Source organism: Lelliottia sp., from assembly GCF_045627565.1.
GTDB lineage: Bacteria > Pseudomonadota > Gammaproteobacteria > Enterobacterales > Enterobacteriaceae > Enterobacter.
In genome coordinates this window covers 12373-29134 of sequence record NZ_JAZQNX010000001.1, presented here as the reverse complement: position 1 = coordinate 29134, position 16762 = coordinate 12373, and the positions used below count along the sequence as shown (strand labels likewise).

Genomic DNA, 16762 nt, shown 5'->3' with positions numbered 1-16762 from the left:
TAACGGTGGAGTAAGTCATGCTTAAGCGTTTCTTTGTAACGGGTACCGATACCTCTGTTGGCAAAACAGTGGTCTCCCGCGCATTGCTGCAAGCCCTGGCGGCGGGCGGTAAGAGTGTGGCGGGGTACAAACCGGTCGCGAAAGGCAGTAAAGAGACGCCAGAAGGCCTACGCAATAAAGATGCGCTGGTACTGCAAAGCGTCTCGAGTTTTGAACTGCCTTATCATGCGATCAATCCCATTGCGCTGAGTGAAAACGAAAGTAGCGTCGCGCACAGTGGTCTTATTAATTATTCCTTACTGTCTAACGGTCTGGCTGAGCTGAGTGCGATGGCCGATCATGTGGTAGTGGAAGGCACGGGCGGCTGGCGTAGTCTGATGAACGATCTGCGTCCCTTATCCGAATGGGTCGTGCAGGAACAACTGCCGGTGCTGATGGTGGTGGGGATTCAGGAAGGGTGCATTAACCACGCGTTGTTGACGGCTCAGGCCATCGCGAACGACGGCCTGCAGATGGTCGGCTGGGTGGCTAACCGTATCAATCCTGGCCTTGCGCATTATGCAGAAATCATCGAGGTGCTCAGCAAGAAACTGTCGGGGCCGCTGGTGGGTGAGCTGCCTTATCTGCCCCGCGCCGAACAGCGCGATCTGGCTCATTACATCGATCTCACGATGTTTGATGACGCCCTAACGGTAGACCGGGTCGTGGCATAGCGCGTCCTCAGAAATCAAAAAACCGGGCGGTTAAGCGCCCGGTTTTTTATTGCCTGTAGAACGTGGGATTTAATTGTCGCTGTGAATATTCAGCGCCCGACGCGTACGACCGGAACTTAAATACTCCGCAATATAATCCTGAGAAATTTCGCCGTTATAGCGGCCGTCTTCGTCAACGATAGGCATCCAGCTTGTGTTGCTCTCGTACAGACGCGACAGCACCACGCGCAGGTTGTCTTCCGCTTTACCCGTCATTCTGAACGGATGCAGCACGTCGGCACAAAAACCGGTGGCCTGACGCGCTTCGCGGCGTTTCACAAAGCCCAGCGGTTTTCCCATGTCATCCACAACGGTAATTGCGCGGATATCGTTGTCATCCATGGTCGCAAAGGCCTCCGGCAACGAGGTCGATTCGCGCACCGTAAGGGTCGGCTGCTGATCCGTGACGTCACCCGCCGACACCAGAAGCAGGCGTTTAAGCGTACGGTCCTGACCAACAAACGAGCCGATAAATTCATTGGCGGGTTTCGCCAGCAGTTCATCCGGGCTGGCGCACTGCACAATTCGCCCCTGACGGAACACGGCGATACGGTCACCCAGCTTGAGCGCTTCGTCAATGTCGTGGCTGACGAGCATGACCGTCTTTTTCAGCTTGCGCTGCATCTCCAGGAACTGGTTCTGGATCACTTCGCGGTTGATCGGGTCTACCGCGCCGAACGGTTCATCCATCAGCAGCACCGGAGGATCCGCCGCCAGGGCACGGATCACGCCGATACGTTGCTGCTGGCCGCCGGACATTTCGCGTGGATAGCGGTTAAGAAATTTATGCGGGTCCATCGCCACCATATCCATCAACTCCTCGGCACGCGCTTTACTGCGCGCTTTATCCCAGCCGAGCATGCGCGGGACGACGGTAATGTTCTCTTCGATGGTCATGTTAGGGAACAAGCCAATCTGCTGGATCACATAGCCGATGTTACGGCGCAGCGTAACTGTGTCCATTTCGTTGGTATTTTCACCATTAATCAGGATATTGCCGCTGCTCGGTGTAATCAGGCGATTAATCATCTTCAACGTCGTGGTTTTCCCGCAGCCAGACGGGCCAAGCAGAACGCACATTTCGCCTTCAGGTACGTTGAGGTTCACGTTGTCGACGGCCTTAAACGTTTGGCCATTTTTCTGCGAAAATTGTTTAGTGAGATTTTCCAGTTTTATCATTATCGAATCCCCTTCGGAGTCAGCACGACCTGCAGGCGATGGAGCAGCCAGTCGAGCACAATAGCTAAAAGACAAATCATTAAGGCACCGGCGATCAACATGCGAATATCACTGCCGCCAATGCCGTTGAGTAACAGCAGACCCAGACCACCTGCGCCGATCACGGCAGCAATGGCCATCACGCCAATATTCATCACCACGGCGGTACGGATCCCGCCAAAAATCACCGGTAAGGCCACTGGGATTTCTACCCAACGCAGACGCTGCCAGAACTTCATGCCAATCCCGCGCCCGGCTTCACGCAGTCCCGGCGGCAGGCTATCCAACGCGGTGTGCGTGTTACGCACAATCGGCAACAGTGAATAGAGGAACACGGCGGTGATGGCGGGCAGGGCACCAATCCCCTGACCGATCAGTGAAAAGAGCGGAATCATCAAACCAAACAGCGCAATCGACGGGATGGTGAGCACGATCGTGGCAATCCCCAGCACGGGTGTCGCCAGCCATTTGTGCCGCACAATCAGAATTCCCAGCGGCACGCCGATAATGATCGCCAGGCCAACCGCTAATCCCACCAGCCACAGATGCTGAAAGGTCAGCGTAAGCAGAAAACCCCAGTTATTAAGCATGTAGTGAATCGTATCCATAGCGCCTCCTATAGCCCTTTGCTATGCAGGAAATCACGAGCGACCTGCTGCGGTGACTGATGGTCGATATCTACCTTCTTATTCAGCTCGGTGATAACGTCGTTATTTAGCTGGCTGGATAAGGTGTTCAACGCCTCTTCCAGACCAGGGTTCGCATCCAGCGTGTCTTTACGCACGACTGGCGTCACGGCGTAGCTCGGGAAAAAGCCTTTGTCGTCTTCCAGCACTTTGAGGTCGAATCCTTTAACGCGTCCGTCGGTGGCGTAAACCAGTCCGGCATCCACAAATCCATCTCGCACGGCGTTATAAACTAACCCTGGGTCCATCTGGCGAATCTGCGGGCGATCCAGTTCCATTTGATACGCTTCCTGCAACGGTTCCATGCCGTCGCTACGCCCGGCGAATTCAAGGTCTAGACCCAGCATCCAGTTGTTATCCGGATCGGTTTTACGCACCTGTTCGATTTTCGCCACCATATCCGACATCGTATTGATGTGTTCTGCCTCGGCGCGTTTACGCTGCATCGCAAATGCATAGGTGTTGTTCATATTGGCGGGTTTCAGCCAGACCAGACCCAGCTTGCCATCCAGACGTTTAACGGTGTCGTAAGACTCCTGCGGCGACATGCGTTTATTGATGTGGTTAAAGATAATCAGCGAGGTCCCGGTGTATTCCCACGTCATATCAACCTGTTTGTTGATCATCGCGTTACGCGAAATCACCGTCGCGATATTGGTTTTAGGCTGCACCTCAAAACCTTTTTTTTGCAGATACTGCACGGTCATGGCCGAAAGAATATGTTGTTCAGTAAAGCTTTTGGTGGTCAAAACTAGCGGTGCGGCCTGCGCCTGCGTCGCGAAGAATGCGGCTGCAGCCAGCGCGGCGAGGCTTGAAGACAGTCTCATAAAGGCTCCTTGTTATTGTTATCGCGCGACGTGCGGGCTCATGACTCGGCCCAGCGCAGCGAGCAACGTGTCCAGAATCAAAGCGAAAAGTGCTGTCGCTGCGGCGCCTAAAATCAGCGTCGGGAAGTCGTTCAGATAGATGCCCGGGAAGATCAGTTCGCCGTAGCTGCTGGCGCCAATCAGGAAGGCCAGCGGCGCGGTACCCACGTTAATCGCGGTCGCAATACGAATACCGGACAGCATCACCGGTAAAGCGTTTGGGATTTCCACCTGGTATAAACGCTGCCATTTCGTCATCCCGATGCCGTTCGCGGCTTCGAGCAAAGAAGGGGGCACCGAGCACAGACCGGCATAGGTGTTGCGTACAATCGGCAGCAGCGAGGCGAGGAATAGCGCGACGATCGCCGGTTTATCGCCAATGCCCAGCACCACCATCGCCAGCGCCAGAACGGCCAGCGGCGGAAGCGTGTTACCGACGTTAAAGATTTGCATCACGTATTCGGCAACACCGCGCGCCGCCGGACGACTAAGTAGTATTCCGCTCGGGATCCCGACCAGGAGGGCGAAAAACATCGAAGAGAAGACCAAAATCATATGCTGTTGACCCAAATAAAGCAGGTCTACCTGACGCGCTTTTATCGTATCCAGTCCAATTCCCCACGTCAGCAGCGCGAGGACTACAACTATCGCTCCGACGAAAAGCAGCGTGCGTTTCAGTAAAAATGAGTGCATTGCGATGTGTCTCCCTGTGCGCATGCGTTATAGCAACCCATTGATTGCCTGTTGTTATGCCATGTATCGGCAGGGGGATATGACCTATAGCAAGCGAATGGGAAGGGTTCCAGCGAAGCGGCAAAATCAGTAAAGCAGCGTTAGCAACATAAACAGGGGGTTATGCCTTACGGGAGAAGGGCTGAAAGCGTGTCGCCAGAATTTTCCTAAACGTAACAAACGAAAAGTGACACCGTAACAAATGAGGGCGCGCACGGCAGAGCATTCAGCCGTGCGGACGGGAGAAAGGGTTAACGATAAAGCGTTTTTTCAACGACCGGAATCGGCAGGCGGGATTGCCAGTCAGCCAGCGTCATCTGGGCAAGTTCAGCGATACCGATGTAAAAAGGATGGCGAGCATTTTCCACAAATACTGCCAGGAAACGCTGACTCCATGGCAGCAGGTGGCATGCTAAAAGCTGCTCGCAATCGTTATCGCGACCATTTTCACGCAGCCAGGCGGCCAGCATCAGCAATGTCCCGAAATGGTCTTCCGGCTCGTTTTGCGGCATGTCGAAGGTAATGCCGTTATCGCGCATCCACTGACGCAGCGCGAGTGTGGACTCCCCAAACAGCACGGACTCACGATCCAGCCAGACGGAACTCCACGGCGGCGCAGGCAACGCCCAGGGGCCAATGAACAGACGTTGCCAGGCCTCGGGCAGGGTTTCATCCGCGGTTGCGCGCAGTGTATCGGCGACGGGCAGTAACGATTCCTCCGCCAGCGGCCAGTCGCGATACCAGTCGGTCGTTGTTAACGCGGCGACCAGCGGCGCTGCCTGCTCACTGTCAGGAGAAAAGTAAAATAATGCGCCGAGGACTCGGGCGCTCACGGCGAATGACTCGCGGGTGGAAACCTCTTTCATCACAACATTCCTTGCTCGCGTGAGTGCTTTCACGCTTCAAAATTAGGGAGGGAGAATGATGAAAGAGTGTGGCGTAATCAGGGGGATTAAACATTAATCCCCATCAATGGCGGGCGCATTATGCGGAGGATTATTGCGGCTCGGTTGGCGCGTTTTCTTGTGCACCTGCGCTACTGGCGGGAGAATTACCGCTGCTGGTGCGCGTGTAGAGAATCTTGAACGTATCGTTGGCGCAATGACCCACAACTTGCGCGTCCGGCTGATCGGCTTGATCGTTAGGGACAATATTCAGTGTGAAACCCGATTCAGGTACGCCGTTATTGATAATGCGCTGTTGAATATCGCTTTTGACGCGTTCGCAAGAATCCGGGGCGGCCAGTACCGCAGGTGAAGCACCAATCAACAACAGGGTGGTAATCCAGGTTAACCGTTTCATTGAAAACTCCTTTTGTCTGTGTGTGTCTTTCATTCTAGCAGGCTTGGTTTCACTCACTGACCTGTAAGGCAACTTTCTGAAAAATCTTAGAAAATAATATTTAGGCTATGTTTAAAAGTTAAAACGGGAAATATAGGTAAGAGCGTGGCCATTATTTTTTACATTATAGAAAAAACGTAGAGACTTCTTTCCATCGCGTGATTTAAAACTGCTCGTGTTGATTGGCGCCTTTAATATTTGATGCTTAGGCTTGCAAACAGATGTTTCTGTTTGGTTATTTTATTAATATATCAAATAGGTAAATGAAATGTTAACACAAACAAATTTATCTGAAGCCGAGCGTAAAGATGCCGTGTATTTGTTAGAGCAGAGTATGGGATTTGTCTGGCAGGCCTCATTACGGGCAGCGGCAGAACCAGGTGTTGCTGACCGACTCCTTGAGGGGGATAAAACAGCCGGACAACTCAGGGATGAGCTGAATGTCGACGGGGTATTTTTGCAGCGAGTGATGAGAATACTGGCTTCCCGCAAGGTATTCCATGAATCGCCGGATAGCCTTTTCTCACTCACTCCTGCATATTGAAATATATTTTAATGAACTGGCCAGATGCCCAGACCAATAAAATATTACAGACTTGTCGGCAATCAATGAAAGCGAACTCTCGATTATTAATTCTGGAAACTGTTATTAAAGACAATAATAACGAACCGGGGCGATATGAAATCGTTTTATTATTATTGACCAGCTTTGACGGAGGGCGAGCGCGCACTGAGCAAGAATATGCCGATATGCTGGCAGATGCCGGGTTAAAACTCAACCGGGTGATACATACACCGTCCTATTTATCGATTATAGAAGCTGTTTTAGCCTAAATTTTAACGAGAGTTCACGCTTTATTGGCTCAACGGATATAAATAATCTTAATTGAGGTTTAACCCGAAAGTAAACATCTGTATATTGCTAATATTATTGGAATTAACGTCCACGTATTGGTGAAAATGTGAAGAAATTAGCAGTGATGATTGCGCTGGCAAGCGTACTGGCAGGATGCGATAACGCTTCCGCGCCGCTGTCGTTCACGCCAGAGATGGCCAGTTTTTCGAATGAATTTGATTTTGACCCACTACGTGGACCGGTTAAAGATTTCACCCAGACGCTGTTTAACGAAAAGGGTGAAGTAAGCAAACGTGTTACCGGCACCCTGTCTGCTGAAGGATGTTTCGACAAACTCGAGCTGCACGATCTCGACGCGAATACGGGCGTTGCGCTGGTGCTTGACGCCAATTTTTACCTCGATGCCGAGACGCAGCAGCAAAAGATCAAGCTGCAGGGCAAATGCCAGCTGGCTGAATTACCCTCTGCGGGCGTGACCTGGGATACTGACGACAAAGGTTTCATTGTTAGCGCGCACGGAAAAGAGATGGAAGTGAACTATCGCTACGATGCTGATGGTTATCCGTTGGGTAAAACCACAAAAGCTGGCGGGCAGCAGCTTTCCGTCGCTGCAACGCCATCAAAAGATAAGCGCAAAAAACTGGATTATTCCGCAGTAAGTTTGCTCAACGACAAGCAGCTTGGCACGGTGCAACAACGCTGTGAATACGATGGACATGACAACCCGGTGAGCTGCGATCTGAGTATCAAGGATGAGAGCGTCAAGCCTGCGGTTGAGCGCAAGTTTACGATTAAAAATAGCATTGATTATTATTGATTAGGCATGAAAAACCGCGCATTTACTGCGCGGTTGGTTTCAAAATCGTGGTGCCGTGTGCTTTGTGTTCCACTAAATACTGATGCTGGAAAATGCACATTCGGATGGTGTTGCGGTACTCACCGTTAATAAAGAACTCGTGTATTAGCTCGCCTTCCACCATAAAGCCAAGCTTGCGATAGATGTGTATCGCCTTTTCATTCTCTTTATCAACAATCAGATAGAGCTTATACAGGTTTAATACCGTAAACCCATAATCCATCGCCAGTTTTGCCGCGCGGGTGGCGAGGCCTTTCCCCTGAAAATCCGGCGAAATGATGATTTGAAACTCTGCCCGGCGGTGAATGTGGTTGATCTCAACCAGCTCAACCAAACCGGCTTTATCACCATTACACTCCACCACGAAACGGCGTTCGCTCTGGTCGTGGATGTGTTTGTCGTACAGGTCAGACAGCTCGACAAACGCCTCGTAAGGCTCTTCGAACCAGTAACGCATCACGCTGGCGTTATTGTCGAGCTGATGCACAAAGCGCAGGTCCTCGCGCTCAAGCGGTCTAAGTTTTACTGCTAACGGGCTGGCCATGATTATCCTTTCTGGCTGTCGTTTTTATGGCGCAACGGTACGGCCAGTTCGGCGATCCAAACAGCGCAGGGTATTCGGTTCCCAGTAGGCATTCACGTTCGCACTTTGCTGGCATTTATCGCGTGAATCAAATGCGACATCTTCTTTATCCCACTCTTTTTCAGCGCGTTTGTTTACCTTCTGGCGAAGATTACGCGTGTCATTCCATTGTTCTTTGTCCATGGCAGCATTCTGGCGGCTTTGGGCGCTATCACCTGATTCAATAATCAGTTTGCTGGTTTGCGCAGAAACCGGCGCGGTGAAAGCGAGTGCCGTCAGGGAAAGCATGGTCGCCAGGCAGAGGCGTTTGCGTAAAGTCGTCATTGCGTGTTCCTTTTGTTGGGCGCGAAGAAGTGGTTTACCCGACGTCAATTCTACACCAAACCAAAATGGCGGCATACCCGCGCATCAGGTATGGAAAAGTAAATCTTATTATCGCGTATCATGTCTAAACCCTGACTCACTCGACAATAATTATGATCAAAACAACGCTGCTTTTCTTTGCGACCGCACTGTGCGAAATCATCGGCTGCTTCTTGCCCTGGCTCTGGCTAAAACGCGGCGCGTCGGTGTTCCTTTTGCTGCCAGCAGGCATCGCGCTGGCCTTATTCGTTTGGTTGTTAACGCTGCACCCGGCGGCGAGTGGGCGCGTTTATGCGGCCTATGGCGGGGTCTATGTATGCACGGCGCTTCTTTGGTTGCGCGTCGTTGATGGCGTGAAATTAAGCGCCTACGACTGGGCCGGGGCGCTGGTTGCGCTGTGCGGCATGTTGATTATCGTTGCCGGATGGGGTCGGACATAAGCCCCGTATTTTGTGATCAAACGATGATTTTTCGATCATAATACTTGTATGGTAGTAGCTCAGTTGAGTAAATTTCCTTCATCACAACAAACGATGCAAGGAACGGATTATGAAGATTGTCGGGGCTGAAGTTTTTGTTACCTGCCCAGGGCGCAATTTTGTCACCCTCAAAATCACCACCGATGACGGTCTCGTCGGGTTGGGTGATGCCACCCTGAACGGACGCGAACTTTCTGTGGCGTCTTACCTGAAAGATCACCTCTGCCCGCAGCTGATTGGGCGCGATGCACACCGAATCGAAGACATTTGGCAGTTCTTCTACAAAGGCGCGTATTGGCGTCGTGGGCCGGTCACGATGTCGGCGATTTCGGCGGTGGATATGGCGCTGTGGGATATCAAAGCCAAAGCTGCGGGGATGCCGCTTTATCAATTGCTGGGTGGCGCGTCACGCGAAGGGGTGATGGTGTATTGCCACACCACCGGACAGACCATTGATGATGTGCTGGAAGATTATGCGCGTCATAAGGAGATGGGCTTCAAGGCGATCCGCGTCCAGTGCGGCGTGCCGGGAATGAAAACCACCTACGGGATGTCAAAAGGAAAAGGGCTGGCATACGAACCTGCGACCAAAGGTGACTGGCCGGAAGAGCAGCTCTGGTCGACCGAAAAATACCTCGATTTCACGCCAAAACTGTTTGATGCCGTGCGCAGCAAGTTTGGCTACGACGAACATCTTTTGCATGACATGCATCACCGCCTGACGCCTATCGAAGCCGCGCGTTTTGGTAAGAGTATCGAAGAATTCCGCCTGTTCTGGATGGAAGACCCAACGCCTGCCGAAAATCAGGAGTGCTTCCGTTTAATTCGTCAGCATACGGTCACGCCAATTGCCGTGGGTGAGGTATTCAACAGTATCTGGGATTGCAAGCAGCTGATCGAAGAACAGCTCATCGACTATATCCGCACCACAATGACCCACGCGGGGGGAATCACCGGGATGCGCCGCATTGCCGATTTTGCCTCGCTGTATCAGGTTCGTACTGGCTCACACGGCCCGTCAGATCTGTCGCCGATTTGCCACGCTGCCGCGCTGCATTTCGACCTGTGGGTGCCAAACTTTGGTGTACAGGAATATATGGGGTATTCCGAGCAAATGCTGGAAGTCTTCCCGCACAGCTGGACCTTCGATAACGGCTATATGCATCCGGGTGAAAAGCCGGGCTTGGGCATTGAGTTCGACGAAAAACTGGCCGCCAAATATCCGTACGATCCCGCGTATTTACCGGTCGCGCGTCTCGAAGATGGCACCTTGTGGAACTGGTAAAACAGGAGCAAAAAATGAAAAGCGTAGTGATTCAAAAACCGAATGAACTGGTGATTGAAGAACGTCCGTTACCCGCTCCTGCAGCAGGCGACGTGCGTGTCAAGATCAAACTCGCCGGTATCTGCGGCTCTGATAGCCATATTTATCGTGGCCATAATCCATTTGCAAAATATCCACGCGTGATCGGCCATGAATTCTTCGGCGTGATTGACGCGGTGGGCGAGGGTGTTGATGAGAAGCGCATTGGTCAGCGTGTATCCGTTGATCCGGTCATTAGCTGCGGGCATTGCTATCCGTGTTCAGTCGGCAAGCCAAACGTGTGCACTTCGCTGGTGGTATTGGGTGTGCATCGCGATGGAGGATTCAGTGAATACGCTGTCGTGCCGTCGAAAAATGCGTGGCACATTCCCGATGCGATTGAAGATAAACATGCGGTGATGGTGGAGCCTTTCACTATCGCGGCCAATGTCACCGGGCATGCACAGCCCACAGAGCATGATGTGGCGCTGATTTACGGCGCAGGCCCGATGGGGCTGGTCACCGTACAGGCATTGAAAGGTGTCTATCGCGTGAAGCAGGTGATCGTCGTCGATCGTATTGAAGAACGTCTGGCGATGGCGCAGCGCAGCGGGGCTGACTGGGTCATCAATAATGCTGAACAGTCCCTTCAGGCGGTACTGGACGAGAAGGGCGTTAAACCGACCTTAATCATTGATGCCGCGTGTCATCCGTCGATTCTGCAGGAGGCGATTACCCTGGCCTCACCGGCCGCGCGGATTGTGCTGATGGGCTTCTCCAGCGACCCAAGCCAAATTGTGCAGCAGGGCATCACCGGCAAAGAGCTGTCGATATTTTCTACACGCCTCAACGCCAACAAATTCCCGGTCGTTATCGACTGGCTGGAAAAAGGACTGATCAATCCAGAAAAACTGGTTACCCATACCTTTGACTATCACCACGTAACAGACGCAATCGAACTGTTTGAGAAAGATCAGCGGCAGTGCTGCAAAGTCTTGCTCACGTTCGGGCAATAACAACAAACGCGGATAAGTGGTACGCATCTTACCTTTTAGAGATAGCCATTATGACTCAAGCACAACCTCAAAGAACGACATCCGATCTGGTGAAAGCAGCCGTTTCCGGCTGGCTCGGTACGGCACTGGAGTTTATGGATTTCCAGCTCTATTCACTGGGGGCCGCACTGGTCTTCCACGAGATTTTCTTCCCTGAACAATCCGCCGCCATGGCGTTAATTCTGGCGATGGGGACCTACGGTGCGGGCTATATTGCGCGTATCGTTGGCGCGTTTATTTTTGGCAAAATGGGCGACAGCATTGGGCGTAAAAGGGTGCTGTTTATCACGATCACGATGATGGGGATCTGTACCACGCTTATCGGCGTGTTACCGACCTACGCGCAAATTGGCATCTTTGCACCCATCTTGCTGGTGACGTTACGCATTATTCAGGGGCTTGGCGCAGGCGCAGAAATCTCTGGTGCAGGCACCATGCTGGCGGAATATGCCCCGAAAGGGAAACGCGGCATTATCTCGTCACTGGTCGCGATGGGGACCAACTGCGGTACGTTGAGCGCAACGGCAATCTGGGCGGTGATGTTCTTCGCGTTGGACCGTGAAGAGCTGATCGCGTGGGGATGGCGTATTCCGTTCCTCGCAAGCGTGGTGGTGATGATCTTCGCTATCTGGCTGCGAATGAATCTGAAAGAAAGTCCGGTGTTTGAGAAAGTAAATGACGCGCAAACAGGGCCGGTTGTAACAGCGGAAGATATTTCCCTCGGGGCGATGTTCAAAAGCAAATCATTCTGGCTTGCCACCGGCTTGCGTTTTGGTCAGGCGGGCAACTCCGGATTGATTCAGACCTTCCTGGCGGGCTATTTGGTCCAGACACTGCTCTTTAATAAAAGCATCCCAACCGATGCATTAATGATTAGCTCGATTCTTGGGTTTATCTCCATCCCGCTGCTGGGCTGGCTGTCAGATAAGGTTGGCCGCCGGTTGCCTTATATTATCCTCAACATATCGGCCATTATTCTGGCGTACCCGATGTTGTCGATTATCGTTGATAAGAGTTACAGCCCGAGCGTGATTATGATGTCTATTATCGTGATTCATAACTTCGCGGTACTGGGATTGTTCGCCCTTGAAAATATCACCATGGCCGAGATGTTTGGCTCACGTAACCGCTTTACACGGATGGCAATTTCAAAAGAGGCGGGCGGACTGGTTGCCGTTGGTTTCGGTCCGGTACTGGCGGGGATTTTCTGTAACATGACGGGTTCGTGGTGGCCCATCGTGGTGATGATGATTGCCTATTCAATTGTGGGTCTGATTTCCGCCATTCTGATGCCAGAAGTGCGTGACCGTGATTTGAGTCTGGCCGAGGATGCAGCTGAAATACCCCGTAAAGAATCCTTGGGGTACGGAGCGTTGCCATCTCGTCGCGAGCAATGACTGGTTTATAACTTGCGTGACTTGTCACACAACCTGGCGTTCATGTCACACCACATGACCAAAAGTTAATATAAATCAATAACTGAATCGGAAGTATCAGTATGGTTAATGGCAGTCATTTTTGACAACAACTGCCATTCTAGTTGGTGTAGTCAGCAGGCGCAGTCGCTCCTTAGGAGCGACTGCGAATCTCAGCTTCATTTATTAAACGAGTCACAATCATGGAAAACCCGTTATTAAAGGCCAACGCCACGCTCCCACAGTACAATCGCGACACTCTAAAGGTACGGATTGTCCATCTCGGTTTTGGGGCATTTCATCGTGCGCACCAGGCGGTTTATACCGATATTTTGGCTGCTGAGCATGGCAGCGACTGGGGGTACTGCGAAATTAACCTGATTGGTGGCGAGCAGCAGATTGCAGATCTCACTGCCCAGGATAATCTTTACACCGTGGCGGAAATGTCTGCTGATGCCTGGACTGCACGCGTGGTGGGTGTCGTGAAAAAGGCGCTTCACGCTCAGGTTGACGGCCTTGAAACCGTGTTAAATGCGATGTGTGAGCCGCAGGTTGCCATTGTTTCCCTCACCATTACTGAAAAAGGCTACTGCCATGCGCCTGCGACCGGGCAATTGATGCTCGATCACCCGTTAATCGCCGCCGACCTGCAAAACCCGCATCATCCAAAATCAGCGCCGGGCGTGGTGGTTGAGGCGCTGGCGCGTCGTAAAGCGCTGGGGTTACCGGCTTTCAGTGTGATGTCTTGCGATAATATGCCGGAAAACGGCCATGTGATGCGCAATGTCACCTGCGCGTATGCACGCGCGGTGGACGCCGAGCTGGCGGACTGGATCGAAGCTAACGTCACGTTCCCTTCGACGATGGTCGACCGCATCGTTCCCGCAGTCACGGCCGAAACGCTCGATAAAATTGAACGCATCACGGGCGTGCGTGACCCTGCCGGTGTGGCCTGCGAGCCGTTCCGCCAATGGGTGGTTGAAGACAATTTCGTTGCCGGCCGTCCGCAGTGGGAAAAGGCCGGTGCTGAACTGGTATCCGACGTGGTGCCATTCGAAGAGATGAAGTTGCGCATGCTGAATGGCAGTCACTCATTCCTCGCGTATCTCGGTTATCTGGCGGGATACCAGCACATTAATGACTGTATGGAAGACGAAAATTATCGTCATGCCGCACACGCGCTGATGCTAAAAGAGCAAGCGCCAACGCTGAAAGTGAAAGGTGTCGATTTAGGGCGTTATGCCGATCTGCTGATTGCGCGCTACAGCAACCCTGCGCTGCGCCATCGTACCTGGCAAATCGCGATGGATGGCAGCCAAAAACTCCCACAGCGTATGCTGGATTCTGTGCGCTGGCATCTTGTGAATCAGCGTAGCTTCCCGCTGTTGGCGCTGGGGATTGCGGGCTGGATGCGTTATGTCGGCGGTATTGATGAGCGCGGAAATGCAATTGAAGTCTGCGATCCTTTACTGACCGTGATTCAGGCTGCGGTTAACGGGAGTGCCGAAGGAGAAACCCGCGTACAGGCTTTGCTCAGCATTGAGGCGATTTTTGGTAAAGAGTTGCCGCTGGAAAAAACGTTTGTGGACGCCGTTATGAAAGCGTATCTGACGTTAGTGGCGAAGGGCGCTCAAGCGACTGTTGCGCAGTACGCCGCGGCAAGGTAAGGCTCTATTATGCCGCCGTTCGCGGCGGCATATCGTTGCAAAGATCAGTGCATCCCCAGGCGAATCAATTCGACCGGTTCAAACTTACCTTCACATCCTTCTACTTCCACCGTTTTGCCGCGGCGTACTTGCGCTGGAGTAAGGCCTTCCGTGTGGATCGCGGTAATTCTCCCCGTGCGGCCCGTGCCATTAATCATCACGCGACTGCCAGTCGTAATAGCATTACGGTTACGGTCATAGGTCATCATAATTATCACTCCTCAAATTCAACACATCGCGACGCTGTCATTTCTGCGCCGCTGACGGCGAATATAAATACGCCTGTTCAGATCTTATTTTTTTGTTTTTGATCAAAATCACATTTATTTCCGTTAATTTTTATCTTACGTCCTTCTGACGAATAACGACGAGAACTGACAAACCCGACATTTGTTTTCTTTTACTGATAGTTTCAGGGATGGACTGTTTAACCTTTGTTTGGCTTCCGCATGGCACTCTATTTTTAAGCGAACAGAATCTATTTATATGAGAAGGAGAAGGCTTATGTACAAGAAAATACTGATGCCTGTTGATGTATTTGAAATGGACTTAAGTGATAAAGCGGTACGCCACGCCGAGTTCCTGGCAAGAACCGATAACGCAAGCATCACCCTGCTGAACATCCTGCCAAACAGCAGCCGCTCTCTATTGCGAGGATTCAACTCTGACATCAAGAAATTCGAGACCTTTATGGTGTCGGAATCAGAGAAAAAGATGAACGCATTGAAACGTTTATTTGCTATCGCACCTGAGAATATTCATACCGAAGTTCGGTTTGGCAACGTGCGCGATGAAATTATCGCGATGAGTACAAAAGAGGATTACGACGTTATTGTGATTGGGTCAAAAACGCCGGGAATGACGACACATCTGCTGGGCTCAAATGCGGAATCCGTAATCCGTTACGCCAAAATTCCGGTATTAGTGGTGCGTTAAATATTATGCCGCATCCGCCACTCCCCGGCGAATGCGGTATAAATTAATCTTCGGTAAACCAGTCGCTATTTTCCATGCGAATTAACTGCACGGACTCTCCAATTTCCTGCAAATGCAGGGTCATCGCTTTTTCAACGCTATCGCCATCGCGCTTTTCCAGTGCAGTGAAAATATCATGATGCTGACGTAACAGCATTTCAGGCGGTGAGACGTGATCCAGACTCATGTAACGCACCCGGTCAATGGTCGCTTTAATATTTTCGATGGTGTCCCATGCTAGCTGGCAATCGGCGATCTGCGCTAACTTCTGATGAAATTCATCATCTAGCTGGAAGAAATCATTGAGCTGTTTACGCTCAATGGCAATGCGTTGCTGATGGAGATTTTGTTCCAGCAAATAGCACTGATGATCGTCTACCAGCGAGGCCGCACGACGCGCCACCGCACACTCAATCGCTTGTCGAACGAAACAACCGTTACGCACCTGCGAGAGCGAAATCTTATTCACATAGCTGCCACGCTGCGGGCGGATTTGAATCAGACCGTTTTCCGCCAGTTTAATAAACGCTTCACGCACCGGCTGGCGAGACACGTCAAAACGCACCGACACCTCTTTTTCAGAAAGGGGCGTTCCTGGTGGGATCAGGCACTGCACAATATCGCGACGTAAAATGCGATAAATTTGCTGATTAACAGGTTGGGTGGGATTAAGTTGCGATTCAGCGGCCATAGCGTGTGATTTCTCAGAGAGTTAACCCGTGAATACTACCATTCTTTTGACGGGCATCCCATACCCGACCCGAAGGCCGGGCAGGAATTTATCAGCCGCGATGCACGCTTAAACCGGCAAAGCTCTGACTGACCGGCATCATTTCAACGGTATTGATATTGACGTGTTTTGGCAGCGTCGCCACCCACCAGACCGTTTCGGTGACATCTTCAGCGCTCAGTGCTTCGGTGTTCTCATAGGTTTTGCCTGCTTTCGCATCATCCCCTTTGAATCGCACGTTAGAGAACTCGGTGCCGCCGACCAGGCCTGGCTCAATGTCCGTGACGCGGATAGCGGTGCCATGCAAATCGGTACGCAGATTCAGGCTGAACTGGCGAACGAACGCTTTCGTCGCGCCGTAGACGTTGCCGCCCGCGTAAGGCCAGCTACCCGCGGTGGAACCGATATTGATGATGTGACCACGGTTGCGCTCGACCATGCCTGGCAGAACGGCACGAGTCATATACACCAGCCCTTTATTGTTGGTGTCGATCATGTTTTCCCAGTCCTCAACGCTGGCTTTGTGCGCCGGTTCCATGCCCAGCGCCAGGCCGGCGTTGTTGACCAGCACGTCGATAGCACGCCAGTCCGCAGGCAGATTCGCCATCATTTCTTCGATTGCGGCGCGATTACGCACGTCGAGCTGTGCCGTCAAAATACTGTCGCCCAACTCGTCTTTCAGCTCCTGTAAACGCTCCTGACGACGGCCGGTTGCAATCACTTTGTGTCCGTTGGCGACGAAGCGACGCGTGATGCTTTCACCAAAACCCGCCGTTGCCCCGGTAACTAAAATAATCATCTCACTGTTCCTCAACGCTTTTTGTGTTGTATTACCATAGCACGCCC

At 52.0% G+C, this 16762-nt stretch carries 21 protein-coding genes; 10 read left to right on the top strand and 11 right to left on the bottom strand.

All coding sequences use genetic code 11. The annotated features are described in order from the left end of the window. Positions 1–17: 17 nt before the first annotated feature. Positions 18–713, top strand: coding sequence for a dethiobiotin synthase (gene bioD / locus ACKI5T_RS00180; RefSeq protein WP_407434739.1), 696 nt, complete (start codon positions 18–20; stop codon positions 711–713). Between the two features lie 69 nt (positions 714–782). Here the strand turns inward: bioD and osmV are convergent, their stop codons facing one another. From osmV to ACKI5T_RS00150, 6 genes are all read right to left on the bottom strand, one after another. Further along, the gene (osmV, locus tag ACKI5T_RS00175; RefSeq protein ID WP_407434737.1) at positions 783–1931 is read right to left on the bottom strand and encodes an osmoprotectant ABC transporter ATP-binding protein OsmV; all 1149 of its coding nucleotides are present in this window, start codon (positions 1929–1931) and stop codon (positions 783–785) included. Next, positions 1931–2578 carry an osmoprotectant ABC transporter permease OsmW gene (gene osmW / locus ACKI5T_RS00170; RefSeq protein ID WP_407434735.1) on the bottom strand — a complete coding sequence of 216 codons (648 nt, stop codon included), beginning with the start codon at positions 2576–2578 and terminating at the stop codon, positions 1931–1933. The genes osmV and osmW overlap by 1 nt, the downstream gene beginning before the upstream one ends. A gap of 8 nt (positions 2579–2586) precedes the next feature. Further along, on the bottom strand, positions 2587–3483 hold the full coding sequence (gene osmX / locus ACKI5T_RS00165; protein ID WP_407434733.1) for an osmoprotectant ABC transporter substrate-binding protein OsmX: 897 nt from the start codon (positions 3481–3483) through the stop codon (positions 2587–2589). 18 nt (positions 3484–3501) lie between these two features. Further along, positions 3502–4215 carry an osmoprotectant ABC transporter permease OsmY gene (gene osmY / locus ACKI5T_RS00160; protein ID WP_407434731.1) on the bottom strand — a complete coding sequence of 238 codons (714 nt, stop codon included), beginning with the start codon at positions 4213–4215 and terminating at the stop codon, positions 3502–3504. A gap of 290 nt (positions 4216–4505) precedes the next feature. Then, complete coding sequence (gene dmsD, locus ACKI5T_RS00155) at positions 4506–5120, bottom strand: Tat proofreading chaperone DmsD (RefSeq protein ID WP_407434729.1); 615 nt, start codon at positions 5118–5120, stop codon at positions 4506–4508. A gap of 130 nt (positions 5121–5250) precedes the next feature. Continuing rightward, the gene (locus ACKI5T_RS00150) at positions 5251–5556 is read right to left on the bottom strand and encodes a DUF1161 domain-containing protein (protein ID WP_133632261.1); all 306 of its coding nucleotides are present in this window, start codon (positions 5554–5556) and stop codon (positions 5251–5253) included. Between the two features lie 307 nt (positions 5557–5863). Here ACKI5T_RS00150 and ACKI5T_RS00145 point away from each other — a divergent pair, with 307 nt between their 5' ends. The 3 genes from ACKI5T_RS00145 (at position 5864) to ACKI5T_RS00135 (ending at position 7268) form a co-directional block, all read left to right on the top strand. Beyond that, positions 5864–6139: a hypothetical protein gene (locus tag ACKI5T_RS00145; RefSeq protein ID WP_407434727.1), complete on the top strand. Its 276-nt coding sequence runs from the start codon at positions 5864–5866 to the stop codon at positions 6137–6139. 11 nt (positions 6140–6150) lie between these two features. Next, positions 6151–6429, top strand: coding sequence for a methyltransferase (locus tag ACKI5T_RS00140; RefSeq protein WP_407434725.1), 279 nt, complete (start codon positions 6151–6153; stop codon positions 6427–6429). Between the two features lie 128 nt (positions 6430–6557). Beyond that, positions 6558–7268: a YnfC family lipoprotein gene (locus ACKI5T_RS00135; protein ID WP_407434723.1), complete on the top strand. Its 711-nt coding sequence runs from the start codon at positions 6558–6560 to the stop codon at positions 7266–7268. Between the two features lie 22 nt (positions 7269–7290). Here the strand turns inward: ACKI5T_RS00135 and speG are convergent, their stop codons facing one another. Next, positions 7291–7851, bottom strand: coding sequence for a spermidine N1-acetyltransferase (gene speG, locus ACKI5T_RS00130; RefSeq protein ID WP_012017320.1), 561 nt, complete (start codon positions 7849–7851; stop codon positions 7291–7293). A 24-nt stretch (positions 7852–7875) separates the two neighbouring features. Then, complete coding sequence (locus ACKI5T_RS00125) at positions 7876–8214, bottom strand: DUF1283 family protein (RefSeq protein ID WP_407434721.1); 339 nt, start codon at positions 8212–8214, stop codon at positions 7876–7878. Between the two features lie 152 nt (positions 8215–8366). Between ACKI5T_RS00125 and ACKI5T_RS00120 the strand changes: the two genes are divergently transcribed. The 5 genes from ACKI5T_RS00120 (at position 8367) to ACKI5T_RS00100 (ending at position 14172) form a co-directional block, all read left to right on the top strand. Continuing rightward, positions 8367–8693 carry a YnfA family protein gene (locus ACKI5T_RS00120; protein WP_012017322.1) on the top strand — a complete coding sequence of 109 codons (327 nt, stop codon included), beginning with the start codon at positions 8367–8369 and terminating at the stop codon, positions 8691–8693. A gap of 109 nt (positions 8694–8802) precedes the next feature. Then, positions 8803–10017, top strand: a complete 1215-nt coding sequence (manD, locus tag ACKI5T_RS00115) for a D-mannonate dehydratase ManD (RefSeq protein WP_407434719.1) — start codon at positions 8803–8805, stop codon at positions 10015–10017. 14 nt (positions 10018–10031) lie between these two features. Further along, complete coding sequence (locus tag ACKI5T_RS00110; protein WP_407434717.1) at positions 10032–11051, top strand: Zn-dependent oxidoreductase; 1020 nt, start codon at positions 10032–10034, stop codon at positions 11049–11051. A gap of 50 nt (positions 11052–11101) precedes the next feature. Next, complete coding sequence (locus tag ACKI5T_RS00105) at positions 11102–12487, top strand: MFS transporter (protein WP_407434715.1); 1386 nt, start codon at positions 11102–11104, stop codon at positions 12485–12487. A 221-nt stretch (positions 12488–12708) separates the two neighbouring features. Further along, on the top strand, positions 12709–14172 hold the full coding sequence (locus ACKI5T_RS00100; RefSeq protein ID WP_407434713.1) for a mannitol dehydrogenase family protein: 1464 nt from the start codon (positions 12709–12711) through the stop codon (positions 14170–14172). Between the two features lie 44 nt (positions 14173–14216). Here the strand turns inward: ACKI5T_RS00100 and ydfZ are convergent, their stop codons facing one another. After that, positions 14217–14420 (bottom strand): putative selenium delivery protein YdfZ, encoded by a 204-nt coding sequence (gene ydfZ, locus ACKI5T_RS00095; protein WP_407434712.1) that lies wholly within the window; start codon positions 14418–14420, stop codon positions 14217–14219. 295 nt (positions 14421–14715) lie between these two features. On the opposite strand from ydfZ, the gene ACKI5T_RS00090 reads away from it, so the two are divergent. After that, positions 14716–15147 carry a universal stress protein gene (locus tag ACKI5T_RS00090; protein WP_407434710.1) on the top strand — a complete coding sequence of 144 codons (432 nt, stop codon included), beginning with the start codon at positions 14716–14718 and terminating at the stop codon, positions 15145–15147. Positions 15148–15190: 43 nt separating this feature from the next. Here ACKI5T_RS00090 and ACKI5T_RS00085 read toward each other — a convergent pair whose 3' ends face one another. Both ACKI5T_RS00085 and ydfG read right to left on the bottom strand, forming a co-directional pair. Beyond that, the gene (locus tag ACKI5T_RS00085) at positions 15191–15877 is read right to left on the bottom strand and encodes a GntR family transcriptional regulator (protein WP_059178809.1); all 687 of its coding nucleotides are present in this window, start codon (positions 15875–15877) and stop codon (positions 15191–15193) included. Positions 15878–15968: 91 nt separating this feature from the next. Continuing rightward, complete coding sequence (ydfG, locus tag ACKI5T_RS00080) at positions 15969–16715, bottom strand: bifunctional NADP-dependent 3-hydroxy acid dehydrogenase/3-hydroxypropionate dehydrogenase YdfG (protein WP_407434708.1); 747 nt, start codon at positions 16713–16715, stop codon at positions 15969–15971. Positions 16716–16762: the final 47 nt, after the last annotated feature.